This window comes from Rhodococcus sp. C26F, from assembly GCF_053345925.1.
Genome location: NZ_JBKFBA010000003.1, coordinates 44,215 through 60,151 on the forward strand (window position 1 = coordinate 44,215; position 15,937 = coordinate 60,151).

A 15,937-nucleotide genomic window follows, 5' to 3' on the forward strand; every position below is an offset into this window, starting at 1 on the left:
TCCACCGTCCGACGGATCCCTCTCGATCCGTCGTCCCCGATCGGCCCGCCAGGAGGATCTTTGCTTTCCGCCTTCGTCTCGGCCCTCAGGACACCGGACCTGAGGCGGAAGATTCTCATCGCCCTCGGGCTCGTGGCGCTGTACCGCCTCGGCGCTACCGTGCCGTCCCCGGGCGTCGACTACGGCAACGTCCAGGCCTGTGTCGATCAGCTCGCCGGCAGCGAGCAGGCCGGCATCTACTCGCTGATCAATCTGTTCTCCGGCGGCGCGCTACTGCAGTTGTCGGTCTTCGCGATCGGCATCATGCCGTTCATCACCGCGAGCATCATCGTCCAGCTGCTCACCGTGGTCATTCCACGATTCGAGGAACTACGCAAGGAAGGCCAGTCCGGCCAGGCCAAGATGACGCAGTACACGCGTTATCTCGCCGTCGCGCTCGCCGTCCTGCAGGCCACCGGCATCGTCGCCCTCGCCGCCCGAGGGCAGCTGCTGCAGGGCTGTTCGGAGCCGATCCTCGCCGACGACAGCATCTTCGGGATGGTCGTCATCGTGCTGGTGATGACCGCCGGTGCCGCCGTCGTCATGTGGTTCGGTGAGCTCATCACCGAACGCGGTGTCGGCAACGGCATGTCGCTGCTGATCTTCTCCGGTATCGCGGCCGCGCTGCCGAGCGAGGGTCGCATGATCCTCGAATCCCGCGGCGGCCTCGTCTTCGCGATCGTCTGCGTCGTGGCCCTGGCCCTCATCACGGGCGTCGTGTTCATCGAGCAGGGTCAGCGCCGGATCCCGGTGCAGTACGCCAAGCGCATGGTCGGCCGTCGTATGTACGGCGGGTCGTCGACCTACCTGCCGCTGAAGGTCAACCAGGCGGGCATCATCCCCGTCATCTTCGCGTCGTCGCTGCTGTACCTGCCCAACCTCGTCGCGCAGCTCACCGGTGCCACGACGAACCCGGATCCGAGTTGGTGGCAGCGGATCATCAACGAGTACCTGGTCAATCCGAACAACCCGGTCTACATCGCGATCTACTTCGCCCTGATCGTGTTCTTCGTCTTCTTCTACGTCGCCATCACCTTCAATCCGGAGGAGCGGGCCGACGAGATGAAGAAGTACGGCGGCTTCATCCCGGGCATCCGCCCCGGTCGCCCGACCGCCGAATATCTCAGTTTCGTGCTCAACCGCATCACGGTTCCGGGCTCGATCTACCTCGGTCTCATCGCGACACTGCCGAACTTCTTCCTGTCCGGCAGCCAGACGGCCTCGAGCATCTTCGGTGGCGCCGCGGTTCTCATTCTCGTCAGTGTCGCGCTGGACACTGTCAAGCAGATCGAAAGTCAACTGATGCAGCGCAACTACGAAGGGTTCCTCAAGTGAGACTTGTACTGCTCGGTCCTCCCGGTGCCGGCAAGGGCACGCAGGCCGCGATTCTGTCCGAGAAGCTCGGCGTCCCCGCCATCTCGACGGGCGATCTTTTCCGCGCGAACATCGGGCAGGGCACCCCGCTCGGCGTCGAGGCCAAGAAGTACATCGACGCGGGGGAGCTCGTTCCCGCCGAGATCACCAACAACATGGTGCGTGAGCGTCTGGCCGAGCCCGACGCCGCCAACGGCTTCCTCCTCGACGGCTTCCCGCGCAGCGTGGAGCAGGCCAAGGAACTCGAGAACATCCTGAAGGATCTCGGTGTCGAGCTCGACGGCGTGCTGTCCTTCGTCATCGACGAGGACGTCGTGGTCGAGCGCATGCTCGCCCGCGGTCGCGCCGACGACACCGAAGACGTGATCCGCAACCGTCTCCGGGTCTACCGTGAGGAGACGGCCCCGCTGCTCGACTACTACGCCGACTCGATCATCACGGTCGACGCGATCGGTGAGGTCGAGGAGATCAATTCGCGGGCTCTGTCCGCACTCGGAAAGTAGACGGGTAGTTCGACATGGGTTTCGGGCGCAAGCGCTCAGTGGTTCCGTTCCGCACCTCGGGTGAACTCGACGCGATGGCGGCGGCGGGAGCCGTGGTCGGTGCCGCACTCGTCGCAGTGCGCGAGGCCGCCAAACCGGGCGTGAGCACCCTGGAACTCGACCAGGTGGCGGAATCGGTCATCCGCGATGCGGGGGCCGTTCCGTCCTTCCTGGGCTACCACGGCTTCACCGGTTCGATCTGTTCGTCGGTCAACGAGGTCGTCGTCCACGGCATCCCGTCGGCGTCGGTGGTGCTCGCCGAGGGCGACCTCGTGTCGATCGACTGCGGTGCGATCCTCGACGGCTGGCACGGCGACTCGGCGTGGACCTTCGGGATCGGGGAGCTGTCGCAGGCCGACATCGATCTGAGCGAGGCCACCCGCCTGTCGCTCGAGGCCGGTATCGCGGCGATGCTCCCGGGCAACCGCCTGACCGACGTCTCGCACGCGATCGAGCAGGGCACGCACGCCGCCGAGAAGTTGCACGGCCGCTCGTACGGCATCGTCGACGGCTACGGCGGTCACGGCATCGGGCGCGAGATGCACATGGATCCGTTCCTCCCCAACGAAGGCAAGCCGGGCAAGGGCCCGAAGCTCGTCGTCGGATCGGTGCTCGCCGTCGAGCCGATGCTCACCCTCGGTACCTACGAGACCGAGGTTCTCGACGACGAGTGGACGGTGGTGACCGTCGACGGCAGCCGGGCCGCGCACTGGGAGCACACGGTCGCGGTCACCGAGGACGGCCCCCGCATCCTCACCGTCCGGCCGGAGTGACGCGAGCGGTCGTACTCCGCGGCGTCACACGTCGACGAGGAGCGTGACCGGTCCGTCGTTGACGAGGCTCACCTCCATGTGGGTCCCGAACTTCCCGGTCGCCACCGTCGCGCCGAGATCTCGTAGAGCGTTCGCGAACGCATCGACGAGAGGTTCGGCGATCGGGCGGGGAGCGGCGGCCGACCACGACGGACGCCGGCTCTTCCTCGTGTCGGCCATGAGCGTGAACTGACTGACCACCAGGATCGGGGCGTCGACGTCGGAGGCGGATCGCTCGTCCTCGAGGATGCGCATCGTCCACACCTTGCGGGCGAGCGTCGCGGCCTTGGCCTCGTCGTCGTCGTGCGTGACGCCGACCAGCACGAGCAGACCGTGACCACCTTCGGCCGGCGTGATGCGAGCCACCTCGGCTCCGTCGACCGCCACCGCCGCCGTGGTCACCCGCTGGATCAACGCCCGCACGTGCGGTCCTCCTCCTGGTCGTGGGCACGAGTGTGCCCGAGCTCATTTGTCCTGGACGGTCAACTTCCCGTACCATTGATCGGTGGTGCGCGCTGCGCTCCGATCGGTCCCGTGTCGAATTCCTTCGAATCTCGGTTCGTGTCCGGTCCCGGAGTTGCCGAGCGTCACGGTAACGGATGCCGATGCAACCACAACGCCGAACAACGGATCGCGGAGGATATGGCTAAGAAAGACGGGGCAATCGAGGTCGAGGGCCGGGTAATCGAACCGCTGCCCAATGCGATGTTCCGCATCGAGCTGGAGAACGGGCACAAGGTTCTCGCCCACATCAGCGGAAAGATGCGTCAGCACTACATTCGTATCCTTCCCGAGGACCGCGTTGTCGTGGAGCTTTCTCCCTACGACCTCACGCGTGGACGCATCGTCTACCGCTACAAGTAACGAAGCTTCCCCGGCCACACGGTCGGGGAGAATCATGTCGCCGGGCCGGCTCTGCCGTGTCCGGCGGCGCACATACAGGAGATCGGACTTACGTGAAGGTTCAGCCTAGCGTCAAGAAGATCTGCGAGAAGTGCAAGGTGATCCGCCGTAACGGTCGGGTCATGGTGATCTGCGAGAACCTGCGTCACAAGCAGCGTCAGGGCTAGATCCACCTTCGTCTCGAAGATCTGCTTGGCAACAAGCACGAAGACCTTCCAGCACCAGTCGCGTGGTTACGATCCTCGATCCGTCGAGGAGCTGCGCGATCAACCCCCGGTACGGAGGCCGGGGCCCCACTGTGTTTTTGAATCACACAGTTCTTCGACGCAGGGGACGGGCTGGGAGCAGACCTCCGCACACCGAATAGGAATGCCACATGGCACGTCTCGCAGGTGTCGATCTTCCCCGCGAAAAGCGGATGGAGATCGCACTCACGTACATCTACGGCATCGGCCGTACCCGCTCCCAGGAGATCCTCGAGGCCACGGGTGTCAACCCGGACCTGCGCAGCAAGGATCTGACGGACGAGGACCTCGCCAAGCTCCGCGAGTACATCGAGGAGAGCTACAAGGTCGAGGGTGACCTCCGTCGCGAGGTTCAGGCGGACATCCGCCGCAAGATCGAGATCGGCTGCTACCAGGGCCTGCGACACCGTCGTGGTCTGCCCGTGCGTGGACAGCGCACCAAGACCAACGCCCGCACCCGCAAGGGTCCGAAGCGCACCGTCGCAGGAAAGAAGAAGTAATGCCTCCCAAGTCACGCAGCACCGGTCCGAAGAAGACCCAGAAGGCACGGCGCAGGGACAAGAAGAACGTTCCGCACGGTGCCGCTCACATCAAGAGCACGTTCAACAACACCATCGTGTCCATCACGGACCCGCAGGGCAACGTGATCTCCTGGGCGTCCTCCGGCCACGTCGGCTTCAAGGGTTCGCGCAAGTCGACCCCGTTCGCCGCGCAGCTCGCCGCCGAGAACGCCGCCCGCAAGGCGCAGGAACACGGTGTCAAGAAGGTCGACGTCTTCGTCAAGGGCCCGGGCTCGGGCCGCGAGACGGCGATCCGTTCCCTCCAGGCCGCAGGCCTCGAGGTCGGCACCATCTCCGATGTCACCCCGCAGCCCCACAACGGTTGCCGTCCGCCCAAGCGGCGTCGCGTCTAACGGGAAAGGAAGGTAAAGAATAATGGCTCGTTATACCGGTCCCGTTACCCGTAAGTCGCGTCGTCTCCGTGTCGACCTGGTCGGAGGCGATCAGGCCTTCGAGCGTCGCCCCTACCCGCCCGGCCAGCACGGCCGCGCGCGGATCAAGGAGAGCGAGTACCTGCTCCAGCTGCAGGAGAAGCAGAAGGCCCGCTTCTCGTACGGCGTCATGGAGAAGCAGTTCCGTCGCTACTACGAAGAGGCCGCAAGCCGCCCCGGCAAGACCGGTGAGGTTCTGCTGGTCATCCTCGAGTCGCGCCTGGACAACGTCGTCTACCGTGCCGGCCTCGCCCGCACGCGTCGTCAGGCCCGCCAGCTGGTGAGCCACGGCCACTTCCTGGTCAACGGCAAGAAGGTCGACATCCCCAGCTACCGCGTCTCGCAGTACGACATCATCGATGTCCGCGAGAAGTCGCTGAGCACGCTTCCCTTCCAGGTCGCCCGCGAGACCCAGGGCGAGCGCCCGGTTCCGGGTTGGCTGCAGGTCGTCGGCCCGCGTCTGCGGGTGCTGGTCCACCAGCTCCCCGAGCGCGCGCAGATCGACATCCCGCTGCAGGAACAGCTGATCGTCGAGTACTACTCGAAGTAAGACACCTCGGTGTCGTGGTGTCCTCCGGTCCGTCCGGGCGGGAGGACACCGCTCCATTCCACTAGGGCGTCATATGGCGGACGCCCACAAGGAGGCAACAGATGCTCATCTCTCAGCGACCCACACTGACCGAAGAGGTCATCGCTGAAAACCGCTCGAAGTTCGTCATCGAGCCGCTCGAGCCTGGCTTCGGGTACACCCTCGGCAACTCGCTTCGTCGCACCCTGCTCTCGTCGATCCCGGGCGCCGCTGTCACCAGCATCCGCATCGACGGCGTTCTCCACGAGTTCACCACCGTTCCCGGCGTGAAGGAGGATGTCACCGACATCATCCTGAACCTCAAGGGTCTCGTGGTGAGCTCCGAAGAGGACGAGCCGGTCACCATGTACGTCCGCAAGCAGGGGCCGGGCACCGTCACGGCCGGCGACATCGTGCCCCCGGCCGGTGTCACCATCCACAACCCGGATCTGCACATCGCCACGCTGAACGACAAGGGCAAGCTGGAGATCGAGCTCGTCGTCGAGCGCGGTCGCGGCTATGTTCCTGCCGTGCAGAACAAGGCGTCCGGCGCCGAGATCGGCCGTATCCCGGTCGACTCGATCTACTCGCCGGTGCTCAAGGTGACGTACAAGGTGGAAGCGACCCGCGTCGAGCAGCGCACCGACTTCGATCGGCTCATTCTCGACGTGGAGACCAAGAACTCGATCAGCGCGCGGGACGCGCTCGCCTCGGCGGGCAAGACCCTCGTGGAGCTCTTCGGTCTGGCTCGTGAGCTGAACGTCGAAGCAGAAGGCATCGAGATCGGTCCCTCGCCCGCCGAGGCCGACCACATCGCCTCCTTCGGACTTCCGATCGAGGACCTCGACCTCACGGTCCGGTCCTACAACTGCCTCAAGCGCGAAGGTGTCCACACCGTCGGCGAGCTCGTGGCACGGACGGAGTCCGACCTGCTCGACATCCGCAACTTCGGCCAGAAGTCCATCGACGAGGTCAAGGTCAAGCTGCACTCGCTCGGCCTGTCCCTCAAGGACAGCCCGGCATCGTTCGACCCCAGCACCGTCGCCGGCTACGACGCCGCGACCGGTACCTGGAGCGATACCGAGGCCGGCTCCTTCGGTGACAACGACGGCAACGAGGACTACGCCGAGACCGAGCAGCTGTAGTAGCTCACGGTCCGTTACTAGGAGAAAATCATGCCCAAGCCCAAGAAGGGCGCCCGCTTCGGCGGATCGGCCTCGCATCAGAAGGCGCTCATGGCCAACCTGGCCACCGCGCTCTTCGAGCACGGCCGCATCACCACCACCGAGGCCAAGGCCAAGGCCCTGCGCCCGTACGCCGAGAAGCTCGTCACGCACGCCAAGGCCGGCACGCTGGCCTCGCGTCGTGAGGTGCTGAAGGTCATCCGCAACAAGGACGTCGTCCACTCGCTGTTCGCGGAGATCGGTCCCTCCTTCGAGGACCGCAACGGCGGTTACACCCGCATCATCAAGACGATGCCGCGCAAGGGCGACAACGCCCCCATGGCCATCATCGAGCTGGTGCGCGAGAAGACCGTCACCTCCGAGGCCGACCGCGCTCGTCGCGTCTCCGCCTCGCAGGCACCCGCCGAGGACAACGCGGTCCAGGCCGTCGAGGCCGAGGCCACCGACGCCGAGGTCGCGAACGCCGACGCCGTCGTCGAGGGTGTCGAGGACACCAACGCCACGGCTGCCGACGCACCCGAGGCGGACGAGGCCAAGAAGGACTAGTCCACTTGGTTTCGGCATCTGCTGAAGCTCACGAGACAACCCGTCTGCGACTCGACATCTCGTACGACGGCACCGACTTCTCCGGCTGGGCACGGCAACCCGGACGTCGCACGGTGTGCGGGGAGATCGAGGAGAAGCTCTCCGCGATCGTCCGTACCCCCGTGCTGCTCACCGTCGCCGGTCGCACCGACGCCGGCGTGCACGCGTCCGGGCAGGTCGTTCACGTCGACGTCCCCACCGCGGCGCTGCCCGACGATCCGTCGCGCTGGGTCCGTCGTCTCGCGCGGTTCCTGCCCCGCGACGTGCGGGTCACCGGGATCTCCGTCGCCCCCGAACATTTCGACGCGCGGTTCTCGGCGATCCGGCGTCACTACGAATACCGCCTCACCACAGCGGTGTACGGTGCCGAGCCGCTGCGTGCCCGCGACACCGTCGCGTGGCCGAAGGCCGTCGATCTCGATGCGATGCAACGCGCGTCGCAGTCGCTGCTCGGCCTGCACGACTTCGCCGCCTTCTGCAAGCGGCGGGAGGGTGCGACGACCGTACGCGAACTGCAGCGATACGACTGGACCCGCGAGGGCGACATCCTCACCGCCTATGTCAGCGCCGACGCCTTCTGCTGGTCGATGGTGCGCAGCCTCGTCGGCGCGGCCCTGGCCGTGGGGGAGGGGCGTCGCAGCGTCGAGTGGATGACGGCCCTGCTCGACGAACGCGAACGTGCGGCGTCCGTCGCGGTGGCACCGGCCCACGGCCTGTCACTGGTCCGCGTCGACTACCCTGCTGACGAGGAACTGGCCGCGCGCAACGCTGCGACGCGGGAGATGCGCGGGCCCGTCACGCCCGGCTGTTGCGGATGAAGGGAACGAATGTGCGCGCACGACGGTTTGCGTTGATGGGGACGATCGGGGCGCTCGCCGTCTCGTCGCTGGTCCTGCCCGGTGCCGCGGTCGCCCACGCCGAGGACCTCCCGGCCGCCGCGACCGGCGAGACTCGGTCGCAGAGCGCGACTGTCGAACGCATCGAGAAGCACACCGACCGCGATTGGTCGCTGTTCGTGTACTCGCCGTCGATGGAACGCACCATCGAGCTGCAGGTGCTGCGACCGGCCGACACGAGCGCGCCGCGACCGGTCTTCTACCTGCTCAACGGTGCCGGCGGGGGACTGGACCGGGCGACCTGGCGCGAGCAGACCGACATCGTGGAGTTCTTCGGCGACAAGAACGTCAACGTCGTCACCCCGGTCGGTGGCGCGTTCAGCTACTACACCGACTGGCTCGAGGACGATCCCGTTCTCGGACGCAACAAGTGGACGACCTTCCTCACCGAGGAGATCCCCTCCGTGGTCGACGAGACACTCGGTGCGAGCGGCCGCAACGCGATCGCCGGTGTGTCGATGTCGGCGACGTCGGCGCTGGCGCTGGCCCAGCAGGCGCCCGATCTCTACCAGGCGGTGGGTTCGTACAGCGGATGCGCCGAGACCGCGTCGGAGATCGGTTCGCGCTATGCGGAGATCGTCGTCGCGTTCGGCGGGGGCGAGGTCGAGAACATGTGGGGACCGGTCGCCAGTGAGCACTGGACGGAACAGGACGTCGTGCTCAACGCCGAGAAGCTGCGCGGCAAGGCCGTGTACGTCTCCACCAGCAGCGGTGTCCCGGGTCCGTACGAATTGAAGGCATGGGAGCAGGACGGTGTCACCGTCCTTCCCGATGTGGCTCTGCTCGGGCTCATCGAGGCCGGCGTGAACGACTGCACCACGCGACTGCGCGGTGCGCTGGACGCAGCCGGGGTCGAGGCGACCTACTCGGTCCGGCCCGACGGCACCCACACCTGGGGCTACTGGCAGGAGGCCCTGCACGAATCGTGGCCCGTGCTCGGCGAGGCCATCGGCGCCTGAGCCGAGAGCGCTGCGCTCGAAAGACGCCGAGGGGGTGAGGTCCGCGACCTCACCCCCTCGGGCGTTCTCACATGCTCGTCAGATCAGCCAGTCCAGGAAATTGAGGACGTTGCTGATGAGCGCATCGAGCGAACCGAGAAGCATGTGGTGACCTCCATGTCGGAAACGAATTGGACGTATGTCCAGAGCTGATTCAATCGAAACCGTCGGTAACGGGCAACCTCGGCGAATGTGACAAATATCCGTCGAGAAGTTGTTAACGCGCGCCTGTCGACGCACGAGCAAGCACCTCGGCGATCATGCGGTGACCCTCGGCCTCGTAACAGTCGTCGCCCACATGGAAAGCCCACACCGCGACCGCGACCGCCGCGCGGACACGTTGGCGGAACCACGCGTCCTCCTCGCGCGGATCCTCGCCGTAGCCACACAGGAAGGCCTGCTCGGCGCCGGGGACCCGGAGGAACTCGCGCACCGCGAGCCTCTCGAAGTCCTCACCCGCCGGGCGCATCGCGGCACGCCCGAAGTCGATCACCTTCACCACGCCGGTGTCGTCGGCGAGCCAGTTGCGGCTCTGCCAGTCGCCGTGGGTGGGCACCAGGGTGGCGGTCGGTGTCGGCCACCCCTCGACCATCGAGCGCAAGCGGCCGGTGACGTCGGGACCGATGCGGTGCGGCGCCGCGAGCCACCGCAGTGTCTTCGTGTTCGCCGATCGCTCGTACCCCTCGTCCACCACACGCTCCTGGCGGTGGAACTGCGCGAGCAGCGCGCCGGCCTGTTCGTAGACGTCGAGACAGGACGACGCGGCCGTGCCCAGGACGAGCCGCCCCGGAAGGTATTCCGTCACGACGAGTTTCGTCGCCCGGTCGGCGAACACCATCCGGGCGGCCCGACCGCACCGTACCCACGGAGCGGTCCACCGCTCGTGGGCGCTGATCTCGCGGCCGATGTGCCGATCCGGAGTTCCGCCCGCCTTCACGACCAGCCGGCCGTCGTCGGTGTCGACCGCGAGGACGGTGGTCGACACCAGGCCCCAACTCATGTCGGCGACCACGACGATGCGGCCGAACCGCTGCGTCAGCAGGTGGCGTTGCTGTGGAGTGAGCCGCTCCAGGGCGTCCGGCATGAAGGCACTCTAGCGATCTTTCGCCGCGAAAACCCCTGTCGCTTCCGGCTCGTGATCGTTCACCCCGCGAGGGACCGCGCGATCACGAGTCGCTGAATCTGATTGGTGCCCTCGAAGATCTGGGTGATCTTCGCGTCGCGCATGAAGCGCTCGACCGGGAAGTCGCGGGTGTAGCCGTATCCACCGAGGACCTGCACAGCGTCGGTCGTGACCTTCATGGCGGCATCCGTCGCGACGAGCTTGGCCACCGATGCCTGCCGCGAGTAGGGCAGGCCGGCGTCCTTGCGCCGCGCGGCGTCGAGATAGGTGGCGCGGGCCGAGTCGACGGCGGCGGCCATGTCGGCGAGAACGAAGCCGAGGCCCTGGTGGTCGATGATGCGCTTGCCGAAGGCTTGTCGTTCCTTGGCGTAGGCCGTCGCCTCGTCGAGGGCGGCCTGGGCGAGACCCGTCGCGACGGCGGCGATCCCCAGGCGTCCGGAATCCAGTGCGCTGAACGCGATCGGCAGTCCCTGTCCCTCGGCGCCGATCCGGCGCTCGGCCGGGACGAAGGCGTCGTCGTAGTGGGCGGAGGTGGTGGGGATGGCGTGCAGACCCATCTTCTCCTCGGGCTTGCCGAAGGACAGGCCCTCGGTGCCGGCGGGCACGAGGAAGCACGAGATGCCCTTGCTGCCGGTGTCGGCCGTGCGGGCGAACAGGGTGTAGAAGTCGGCCTTGCCGCCGTTGGTGATCCACGCCTTCGAGCCGGTGATGCGGTAGCCGCCGTCGACGGGCTTCGCACGGCACGCGAGGGCCGCGGCGTCGGATCCGGCCTGCGGCTCGGAGAGGCTGTACGCGCCGATGGTGTTGCCGCCCAGCATCTCCGGGAGCCACTTGTTCTTCTGCTCGTCGGTGCCGTGCGTGGCGAGTGCGAAGCACGACAGTCCGTGCACGCTCACCGCGACCGCCACGGCCGCCCAGCGGGCGCCGAGTTCCTCGAGGACCTGCAGGTAGACCTCGTAGGGTTGGTCGCCGCCGCCGAACTCCTCGGGGTACGGCAGGCTCAGCAGTCCTGCGGCGCCGAGTGCGGGGAAGACGCCCTCGGGGAAGGTCTCCTTGCGCTCGTGCTCGTCGACGCGCGGGGCGAGCACCTTGTCGGCGACGTCGCGGGTGAGGTCGATCAGGTCATAGGCCTCGCGGGTGGGAAGCAGACGCTCGACGGGCACGGTGGGTTCCTCCTGGAATGCTGGGGACCGAAATAGTACTGAGAACGATACTCCAGTACTGTTCTGGGTATGGCAAGAGTCGGTAGCCGGCGACCCACCGCCCGGCAGGCGCAACTGTTCGACGATCTGGTCGCGTTGTTCCTGGCAGAAGGCTTCGCGCACCTGACCCTCGACGACATCGCCGCGCGTCTGCGCTGCTCGAAATCGACGCTCTACGCACTCGCGGAGAACAAGGACCGGCTCGTCTACGCGGCGACCGTCCACTTCTTCAAGGGTGCCGCCGAACGGGTGGAGGCCGACGTCGCGCGGGCCGCGGACGCCCAGGCTCGCATCGGTGCCTATCTCGAGGCCGTGGGGCGCGAACTCGAACCCGCCTCCACGCGGTTCATGGAGGACATCGCCCACACGCCGGTCGCGCGCGAGGTCTACGAACGCAACACCCGGTTCGCCGCCGACCGCGTCCGCCAGCTCATCTCCGAGGGAGTTGCGGCCGGCGAACTGCGCGACGTCCACGCGGCCTTCGTCGCCGACGTCGTCGCCTCGGTCATGGTCCGCATCCAGCAACGACAGGTGGCCGAGGCGACCGGTCTCGAGGACGCACGTGCCTACCGGGAACTCGCCGCGCTGCTCGCGCATGGGCTCTCGGCCGCACCGCACCTACGATCGACCCTATGACCACGGCTGCACCGAACGATCCGACCCGCCTCGAGGTCGTCGTCGCGAGTGTCCGCGCCGGTCGCATCGCCCCGGTCGTCGCAGACTGGTTCGCGGCCACCGCGCGGCGTCGGCCCGAGTTCGACGTCGGCGTCCTCGATCTCGCCGAGACTCCGCTCCCGCAGGACCTCTCGGGCGGGCCCGACGCCGACGCCTTCACGCGTCGCATCGGTGCTGCGGATGCCTTCGTGGTGGTGACCTCCGAGTACAACCACGGTTATCCCGCCGCGCTGAAGACGGCCATCGACACCGTCAAGCACGAATGGCGCACCAAGCCGGTCGGATTCGTCTCCTACGGTGGCCTGTCCGGCGGATTGCGCGCGGTCGAGCAGTTGCGGCAGGTCGTCGTCGAGGTCCACATGGTGCCGGTGCGGCAGTCGGTGAGCTTCCACCGCGTCAAGCACGCCTTCGCTGCCGACGGCACCACCACGGACGAGGCCGCGATCGACGGCGCGGAACGCATGCTCGACCAGATCGCCTGGTGGGCACGCACCGTCCGCGCCGGAACCGCTCTCGACCGCTATCCCGGCTGAGGCGCCGGATCCGGCATGCGCGACCTGCCGAGATGGGTGCTCTCCGCCGCGATCGTCACGAGGGTGAGAGGCGTGCGTTCGTCGCCCGCCGTGAGCACGACACGGTCCCCGGCCGCTCCGGGTTGGAGCAACGACACCGTGGGGCGCTCGCGCGGCCATCCGTCCGGGTGGATGTGCACGTGGATCGCGGTCGCGTGCGGCATGGACGAGGTGGGCGGGACGCCGTCGTAGACGACCGTGTCGAAATCGCGGTCGCCCGCGTACTCGCCCGCCAGACGCAACCGGTCGGGTCCGGCCGCGGATCCGACCAGGCCGCGCCACGCGCCGGGCCGGTCGGTGTGGACGACGACCCGCGCCCCCACCGCGACGGCGCGGAAGACCACCTGCTGGGCGAGATACAACTCACCCGCGATGTGGACCGAGCGGACTCCGGGACCGGTGAGACGCGCGGTGACGGCGCGACCGGCGTCGTCCGATCCGACGAGCTGCCCACACCCACCGGCCGGAAGAGCGAGGGCGTCGAGTTCCCCGGTGCGCGATTCGCGCAACGGAAGCCGGTCCTCCAGCTGCGGAACCCCGAGGGGCAGTGCCGCTGTGAGGAGTTCGGCGTGACGTCCGTACGCCGGGAGCAGTCCGGCCACCGAGGGGACGTCCGCCTCGCGCGTGGTGAACCGTGCCAGCGCCCCGACCCGAACCGACCCGTCATCACCCGGTCGCAACCGGAGGACCAGTGTCGACGCCAGGGTCGGATGCGACCAGATCGCCGCCGTGTGGTGGCGGTCGATCCGTCGGGGGTCGAAGGCGCCGCCCGAGTCGAAGGCGGAGGACAGGGCGACGTGCCGGTGCGTCGGGACCCACTCCGTCGCCGGGACCCAGTGGGAGATGCGCAGCGCGGCCTGTTCGATCTCGCTCGCGGTGAGCAGTCGCGCACCGTACCCGGCGTCGCCGAGCGCGCGGATCACGCGCCGCGCCGCCGCGACGACGGTCCGGGCGGCACCCTCGGAGTCTCCGCCCCGACGGGCGGCAGCGGCCGTGCAGGACGTGACGTCGAGTCGGAGCACCACCCGCACCGTGCGTTCGGCCGCGGCGGGAAGCGGGCCCAGCAACTGTGCGTAGGCCTGCCCCGCGGGGGTCGAGTCGCGAACCCGGCGCCCCTGCACCACGACATCGATCCCGTCCAGGACGACGTCGTGCCGGTACAGGCAGGCGGCGATCGCGTCGAGGGGGAGCGTTCGCCCCGTCTCCTCGCTGTCGCGCCCGAGTCGGGTGATCGCGCCGGCCGGTGAGGACGGTTCGAGAACCACGGTCGCGTACGGGCCGTCCCATCGCACCCCCACCGGGACCGCCGACCCGACGTGGAAGTCGCGGAGGACACCCGAGACGGAGACATCGTCCGGGCGTCGGCGCAGAACGGTCGCGATCCATTCGGCTGTGCCGCGCCCGCCGATCCGCACGAGGCACAGCGCGGCCGGTGGCACGGCGATCGCGCAGGCCACCCACGCGGACGCCCCCGACACCACCGCCAGCGCCCACACGAGGACGGCCACGCACTGCGCACCCACGAGCCGCACGGCGACACGGCTTCTCGCATCACCTGCTGCTGTGCTGATCCGTGCACCGGTGGGCGCTGTGCTGATCCGTGAATCCTCCGACTCGGACACGGTCCGTTGCATCGATCCCCCCGAACGACGGCCGGCAATGATTCCGGCGCGGTGCCGACCTTCCCCCTGACCGCGCGGAGCGCGTGTGGTGAGCGCCCGACAGGACTGTACTGTGTTGCGCCAGACAGCGTGCCGTACGGGGGGAGATCGATGGCAGCGCAACCGACCACGCGGTGGCAGGTCAGTGGATACCGTTTCCTGGCACGACGCATGGATCATGCGTTGGTGCGGGGCGACGTACGAATGATCCACGATCCCATGCGTTCCCAGTTCCGGGCGCTCGTCGTCGGAGTCGTCGTCGCGTGTGTCGTACTGGGAGGCTGTGCCGCCCTTGCTTTGTTCCGGCCCCAGGACCGGATCGGTGATGCCTCCGTCGTCGTCGGACGCGACTCCGGTGCGCTCTACGTCGCGATCGACACGACCTTCCATCCCGTCCTGAATCTCGCGTCGGCGCGGCTGATCCTCGGATCGCCCGCCGAACCGGCGGTCGTGGCCGACGAGGAACTGACGACACGACCACGCGGACCGCTGGTGGGGATCCCGGGTGCGCCGGCCTCCCTGGTCCACGATGCAGAGGAGGTGCCGTGGACGGTGTGCGACGTCGCCGACCCGAACGGTCTGCAGTCCTCGACCACCGTCGTGCTCGCCGGCACACCCGACCACCGGGCAGACTCGGTGCTCGCCGACGACGAAGCGCTCCTCGTGGCCGCGGACGGCAGATACCACCTGCTCTACGAGGGCAGACGCGCCGAGATCGACCCGAACGACCGGTCGCTCGTGCGCCTGCTGGGCATCGACGTCTCCCGTGCGCGCCCCGCGAGTCCCGGACTGCTCGCCGCCGTGCCGGAGTCGCCGAAGCTGACGGCACCCGTCATCACCGGCGCCGGAGGTGTCCCGGGCATGTCGATCCCGGGTGTGCGAGTCGGGTCGGTCGTCGCGGTGTCCGAACCGGACGGCCAGAGTTTCCATGTTGTGCTCGAGAACGGTGTTCAGGAGGTCTCGCGGGCCACCGCACATCTCATCCACTTCTCGGATTCGCAAGGAGCACCCGAGATTCCGGTGGTTCCACCCGACGTCCTCGCGGCCGCGCCGGTCGTGCACGAACTGCCGGTCGACACCTTTCCCGAGGTCGTCCCGCGCATCGTCGATCCGGGGGAGAGGCCCGTGGCGTGCTCCACCTGGCAGCCGGGCACGGGCGAGGACGACCGGCACCGCTCGGCTCTGCGGTTGTCCGCGGGGACGGCCCTGCCCACCGGCAAGGACGCCGTGCCCGTGGTCCCGGCCCAGGCGGACGATGCCGGACCGCAGGTCGACGCGATCCACATCCCGCCGGGCCGCGGCAGATACGTGCAGACCACCTCGCTGACCTCGGACACCGACCGTCTCGGTTCGTTGTTCTACGTCGCCGACACCGGTGTGCGGTACGGCATCACCGATGCGGACGCCGCTGCGGCACTCGGCTTCACGGATCCACCCGCCCGGGTCCCGTGGCCCATCCTGCAGTTGCTCGCTCCGGGACCCGCGCTCGGCCGGGAACAGGCGCTGCTCGCACACGACGGTGTCGCCGCCGACCCGGAGGCGGTCCCCGTCCGGGCGGGCAACTGAT

19 protein-coding genes are annotated in these 15,937 nt (G+C 67.9%); 15 read left to right on the top strand and 4 right to left on the bottom strand.

Going from position 1 to position 15,937, the window contains the following annotated elements:
- The first annotated feature begins 60 nt into the window (after window positions 1–60).
- From secY to map, 3 genes are read left to right on the top strand one after another with little or no spacing between them, the layout of a single operon-like run.
- Entirely contained in the window at window positions 61–1,374 is a 1,314-nt protein-coding gene (gene secY / locus ACLBYD_RS05400) for a preprotein translocase subunit SecY (RefSeq protein WP_059382411.1), read from the top strand.
- Window positions 1,371–1,916: an adenylate kinase gene (locus ACLBYD_RS05405; protein WP_006554590.1), complete on the top strand. Its 546-nt coding sequence runs from the start codon at window positions 1,371–1,373 to the stop codon at window positions 1,914–1,916. The genes secY and ACLBYD_RS05405 overlap by 4 nt, the downstream gene beginning before the upstream one ends.
- Window positions 1,917–1,930: 14 nt before the next feature.
- Window positions 1,931–2,728, top strand: a complete 798-nt coding sequence (gene map, locus ACLBYD_RS05410; protein WP_026061662.1) for a type I methionyl aminopeptidase — start codon at window positions 1,931–1,933, stop codon at window positions 2,726–2,728.
- Between the two features lie 24 nt (window positions 2,729–2,752).
- On the opposite strand, the gene dtd is transcribed toward map, so the two are convergent.
- The gene (gene dtd, locus ACLBYD_RS05415) at window positions 2,753–3,190 is read right to left on the bottom strand and encodes a D-aminoacyl-tRNA deacylase (RefSeq protein ID WP_447815684.1); all 438 of its coding nucleotides are present in this window, start codon (window positions 3,188–3,190) and stop codon (window positions 2,753–2,755) included.
- Window positions 3,191–3,409: 219 nt separating this feature from the next.
- On the opposite strand from dtd, the gene infA reads away from it, so the two are divergent.
- The 9 genes from infA (at window position 3,410) to ACLBYD_RS05460 (ending at window position 9,098) form a co-directional block, all read left to right on the top strand.
- Complete coding sequence (infA, locus tag ACLBYD_RS05420) at window positions 3,410–3,631, top strand: translation initiation factor IF-1 (RefSeq protein WP_006554587.1); 222 nt, start codon at window positions 3,410–3,412, stop codon at window positions 3,629–3,631.
- Window positions 3,632–3,723: 92 nt separating this feature from the next.
- Window positions 3,724–3,837, top strand: coding sequence for a 50S ribosomal protein L36 (rpmJ, locus tag ACLBYD_RS05425; protein ID WP_003938068.1), 114 nt, complete (start codon window positions 3,724–3,726; stop codon window positions 3,835–3,837).
- A gap of 209 nt (window positions 3,838–4,046) precedes the next feature.
- Window positions 4,047–4,415, top strand: coding sequence for a 30S ribosomal protein S13 (gene rpsM, locus ACLBYD_RS05430; RefSeq protein ID WP_006554586.1), 369 nt, complete (start codon window positions 4,047–4,049; stop codon window positions 4,413–4,415).
- On the top strand, window positions 4,415–4,828 hold the full coding sequence (gene rpsK, locus ACLBYD_RS05435) for a 30S ribosomal protein S11 (protein ID WP_006554585.1): 414 nt from the start codon (window positions 4,415–4,417) through the stop codon (window positions 4,826–4,828). Before rpsM ends, rpsK begins: the two co-directional genes overlap by 1 nt.
- A gap of 22 nt (window positions 4,829–4,850) precedes the next feature.
- A complete protein-coding gene (gene rpsD, locus ACLBYD_RS05440) occupies window positions 4,851–5,456 on the top strand; it encodes a 30S ribosomal protein S4 (protein WP_006554584.1) in 606 nt (201 codons plus the stop codon).
- 101 nt (window positions 5,457–5,557) lie between these two features.
- Window positions 5,558–6,619, top strand: a complete 1,062-nt coding sequence (locus ACLBYD_RS05445) for a DNA-directed RNA polymerase subunit alpha (RefSeq protein ID WP_016694607.1) — start codon at window positions 5,558–5,560, stop codon at window positions 6,617–6,619.
- A gap of 30 nt (window positions 6,620–6,649) precedes the next feature.
- Window positions 6,650–7,204, top strand: coding sequence for a 50S ribosomal protein L17 (gene rplQ / locus ACLBYD_RS05450; protein WP_447815685.1), 555 nt, complete (start codon window positions 6,650–6,652; stop codon window positions 7,202–7,204).
- A 44-nt stretch (window positions 7,205–7,248) separates the two neighbouring features.
- Window positions 7,249–8,061 carry a tRNA pseudouridine(38-40) synthase TruA gene (gene truA, locus ACLBYD_RS05455; RefSeq protein ID WP_447815860.1) on the top strand — a complete coding sequence of 271 codons (813 nt, stop codon included), beginning with the start codon at window positions 7,249–7,251 and terminating at the stop codon, window positions 8,059–8,061.
- A 35-nt stretch (window positions 8,062–8,096) separates the two neighbouring features.
- A complete protein-coding gene (locus ACLBYD_RS05460) occupies window positions 8,097–9,098 on the top strand; it encodes an alpha/beta hydrolase (protein ID WP_447815686.1) in 1,002 nt (333 codons plus the stop codon).
- 256 nt (window positions 9,099–9,354) lie between these two features.
- Here the strand turns inward: ACLBYD_RS05460 and ACLBYD_RS05465 are convergent, their stop codons facing one another.
- Both ACLBYD_RS05465 and ACLBYD_RS05470 read right to left on the bottom strand, forming a co-directional pair.
- Window positions 9,355–10,221: a phosphotransferase family protein gene (locus tag ACLBYD_RS05465; protein WP_447815687.1), complete on the bottom strand. Its 867-nt coding sequence runs from the start codon at window positions 10,219–10,221 to the stop codon at window positions 9,355–9,357.
- 59 nt (window positions 10,222–10,280) lie between these two features.
- Window positions 10,281–11,423: an acyl-CoA dehydrogenase family protein gene (locus tag ACLBYD_RS05470; protein WP_033096996.1), complete on the bottom strand. Its 1,143-nt coding sequence runs from the start codon at window positions 11,421–11,423 to the stop codon at window positions 10,281–10,283.
- A gap of 69 nt (window positions 11,424–11,492) precedes the next feature.
- Here ACLBYD_RS05470 and ACLBYD_RS05475 point away from each other — a divergent pair, with 69 nt between their 5' ends.
- Window positions 11,493–12,098 carry a TetR/AcrR family transcriptional regulator gene (locus ACLBYD_RS05475; RefSeq protein ID WP_060654749.1) on the top strand — a complete coding sequence of 202 codons (606 nt, stop codon included), beginning with the start codon at window positions 11,493–11,495 and terminating at the stop codon, window positions 12,096–12,098.
- Window positions 12,095–12,670, top strand: a complete 576-nt coding sequence (locus tag ACLBYD_RS05480; protein ID WP_447815688.1) for an NADPH-dependent FMN reductase — start codon at window positions 12,095–12,097, stop codon at window positions 12,668–12,670. Before ACLBYD_RS05475 ends, ACLBYD_RS05480 begins: the two co-directional genes overlap by 4 nt.
- Here ACLBYD_RS05480 and eccE read toward each other — a convergent pair.
- Window positions 12,658–14,331: a type VII secretion protein EccE gene (eccE, locus tag ACLBYD_RS05485; protein WP_447815689.1), complete on the bottom strand. Its 1,674-nt coding sequence runs from the start codon at window positions 14,329–14,331 to the stop codon at window positions 12,658–12,660. The genes ACLBYD_RS05480 and eccE overlap by 13 nt on opposite strands.
- A gap of 150 nt (window positions 14,332–14,481) precedes the next feature.
- On the opposite strand from eccE, the gene eccB reads away from it, so the two are divergent.
- Window positions 14,482–15,936, top strand: a complete 1,455-nt coding sequence (gene eccB / locus ACLBYD_RS05490; protein WP_447815690.1) for a type VII secretion protein EccB — start codon at window positions 14,482–14,484, stop codon at window positions 15,934–15,936.
- Window position 15,937: the final 1 nt, after the last annotated feature.

Bases quoted from the DNA above. Each gene is read 5' to 3' on its own strand.
- map (WP_026061662.1), top strand. From the start codon at position 1,931: ATGGGTTTCGGGCGCAAGCGCTCAGTGGTTCCGTTCCGCACCTCGGGT.
- infA (WP_006554587.1), top strand. From the start codon at position 3,410: ATGGCTAAGAAAGACGGGGCAATCGAGGTCGAGGGCCGGGTAATCGAA.
- rpsM (WP_006554586.1), top strand. From the start codon at position 4,047: ATGGCACGTCTCGCAGGTGTCGATCTTCCCCGCGAAAAGCGGATGGAG.
- rpsK (WP_006554585.1), top strand. From the start codon at position 4,415: ATGCCTCCCAAGTCACGCAGCACCGGTCCGAAGAAGACCCAGAAGGCA.
- rpsD (WP_006554584.1), top strand. From the start codon at position 4,851: ATGGCTCGTTATACCGGTCCCGTTACCCGTAAGTCGCGTCGTCTCCGT.
- ACLBYD_RS05445 (WP_016694607.1), top strand. From the start codon at position 5,558: ATGCTCATCTCTCAGCGACCCACACTGACCGAAGAGGTCATCGCTGAA.
- rplQ (WP_447815685.1), top strand. From the start codon at position 6,650: ATGCCCAAGCCCAAGAAGGGCGCCCGCTTCGGCGGATCGGCCTCGCAT.
- ACLBYD_RS05460 (WP_447815686.1), top strand. From the start codon at position 8,097: ATGGGGACGATCGGGGCGCTCGCCGTCTCGTCGCTGGTCCTGCCCGGT.
- ACLBYD_RS05465 (WP_447815687.1), bottom strand. From the start codon at position 10,221: ATGCCGGACGCCCTGGAGCGGCTCACTCCACAGCAACGCCACCTGCTG.
- ACLBYD_RS05475 (WP_060654749.1), top strand. From the start codon at position 11,493: ATGGCAAGAGTCGGTAGCCGGCGACCCACCGCCCGGCAGGCGCAACTG.
- ACLBYD_RS05480 (WP_447815688.1), top strand. From the start codon at position 12,095: ATGACCACGGCTGCACCGAACGATCCGACCCGCCTCGAGGTCGTCGTC.
- eccB (WP_447815690.1), top strand. From the start codon at position 14,482: ATGGCAGCGCAACCGACCACGCGGTGGCAGGTCAGTGGATACCGTTTC.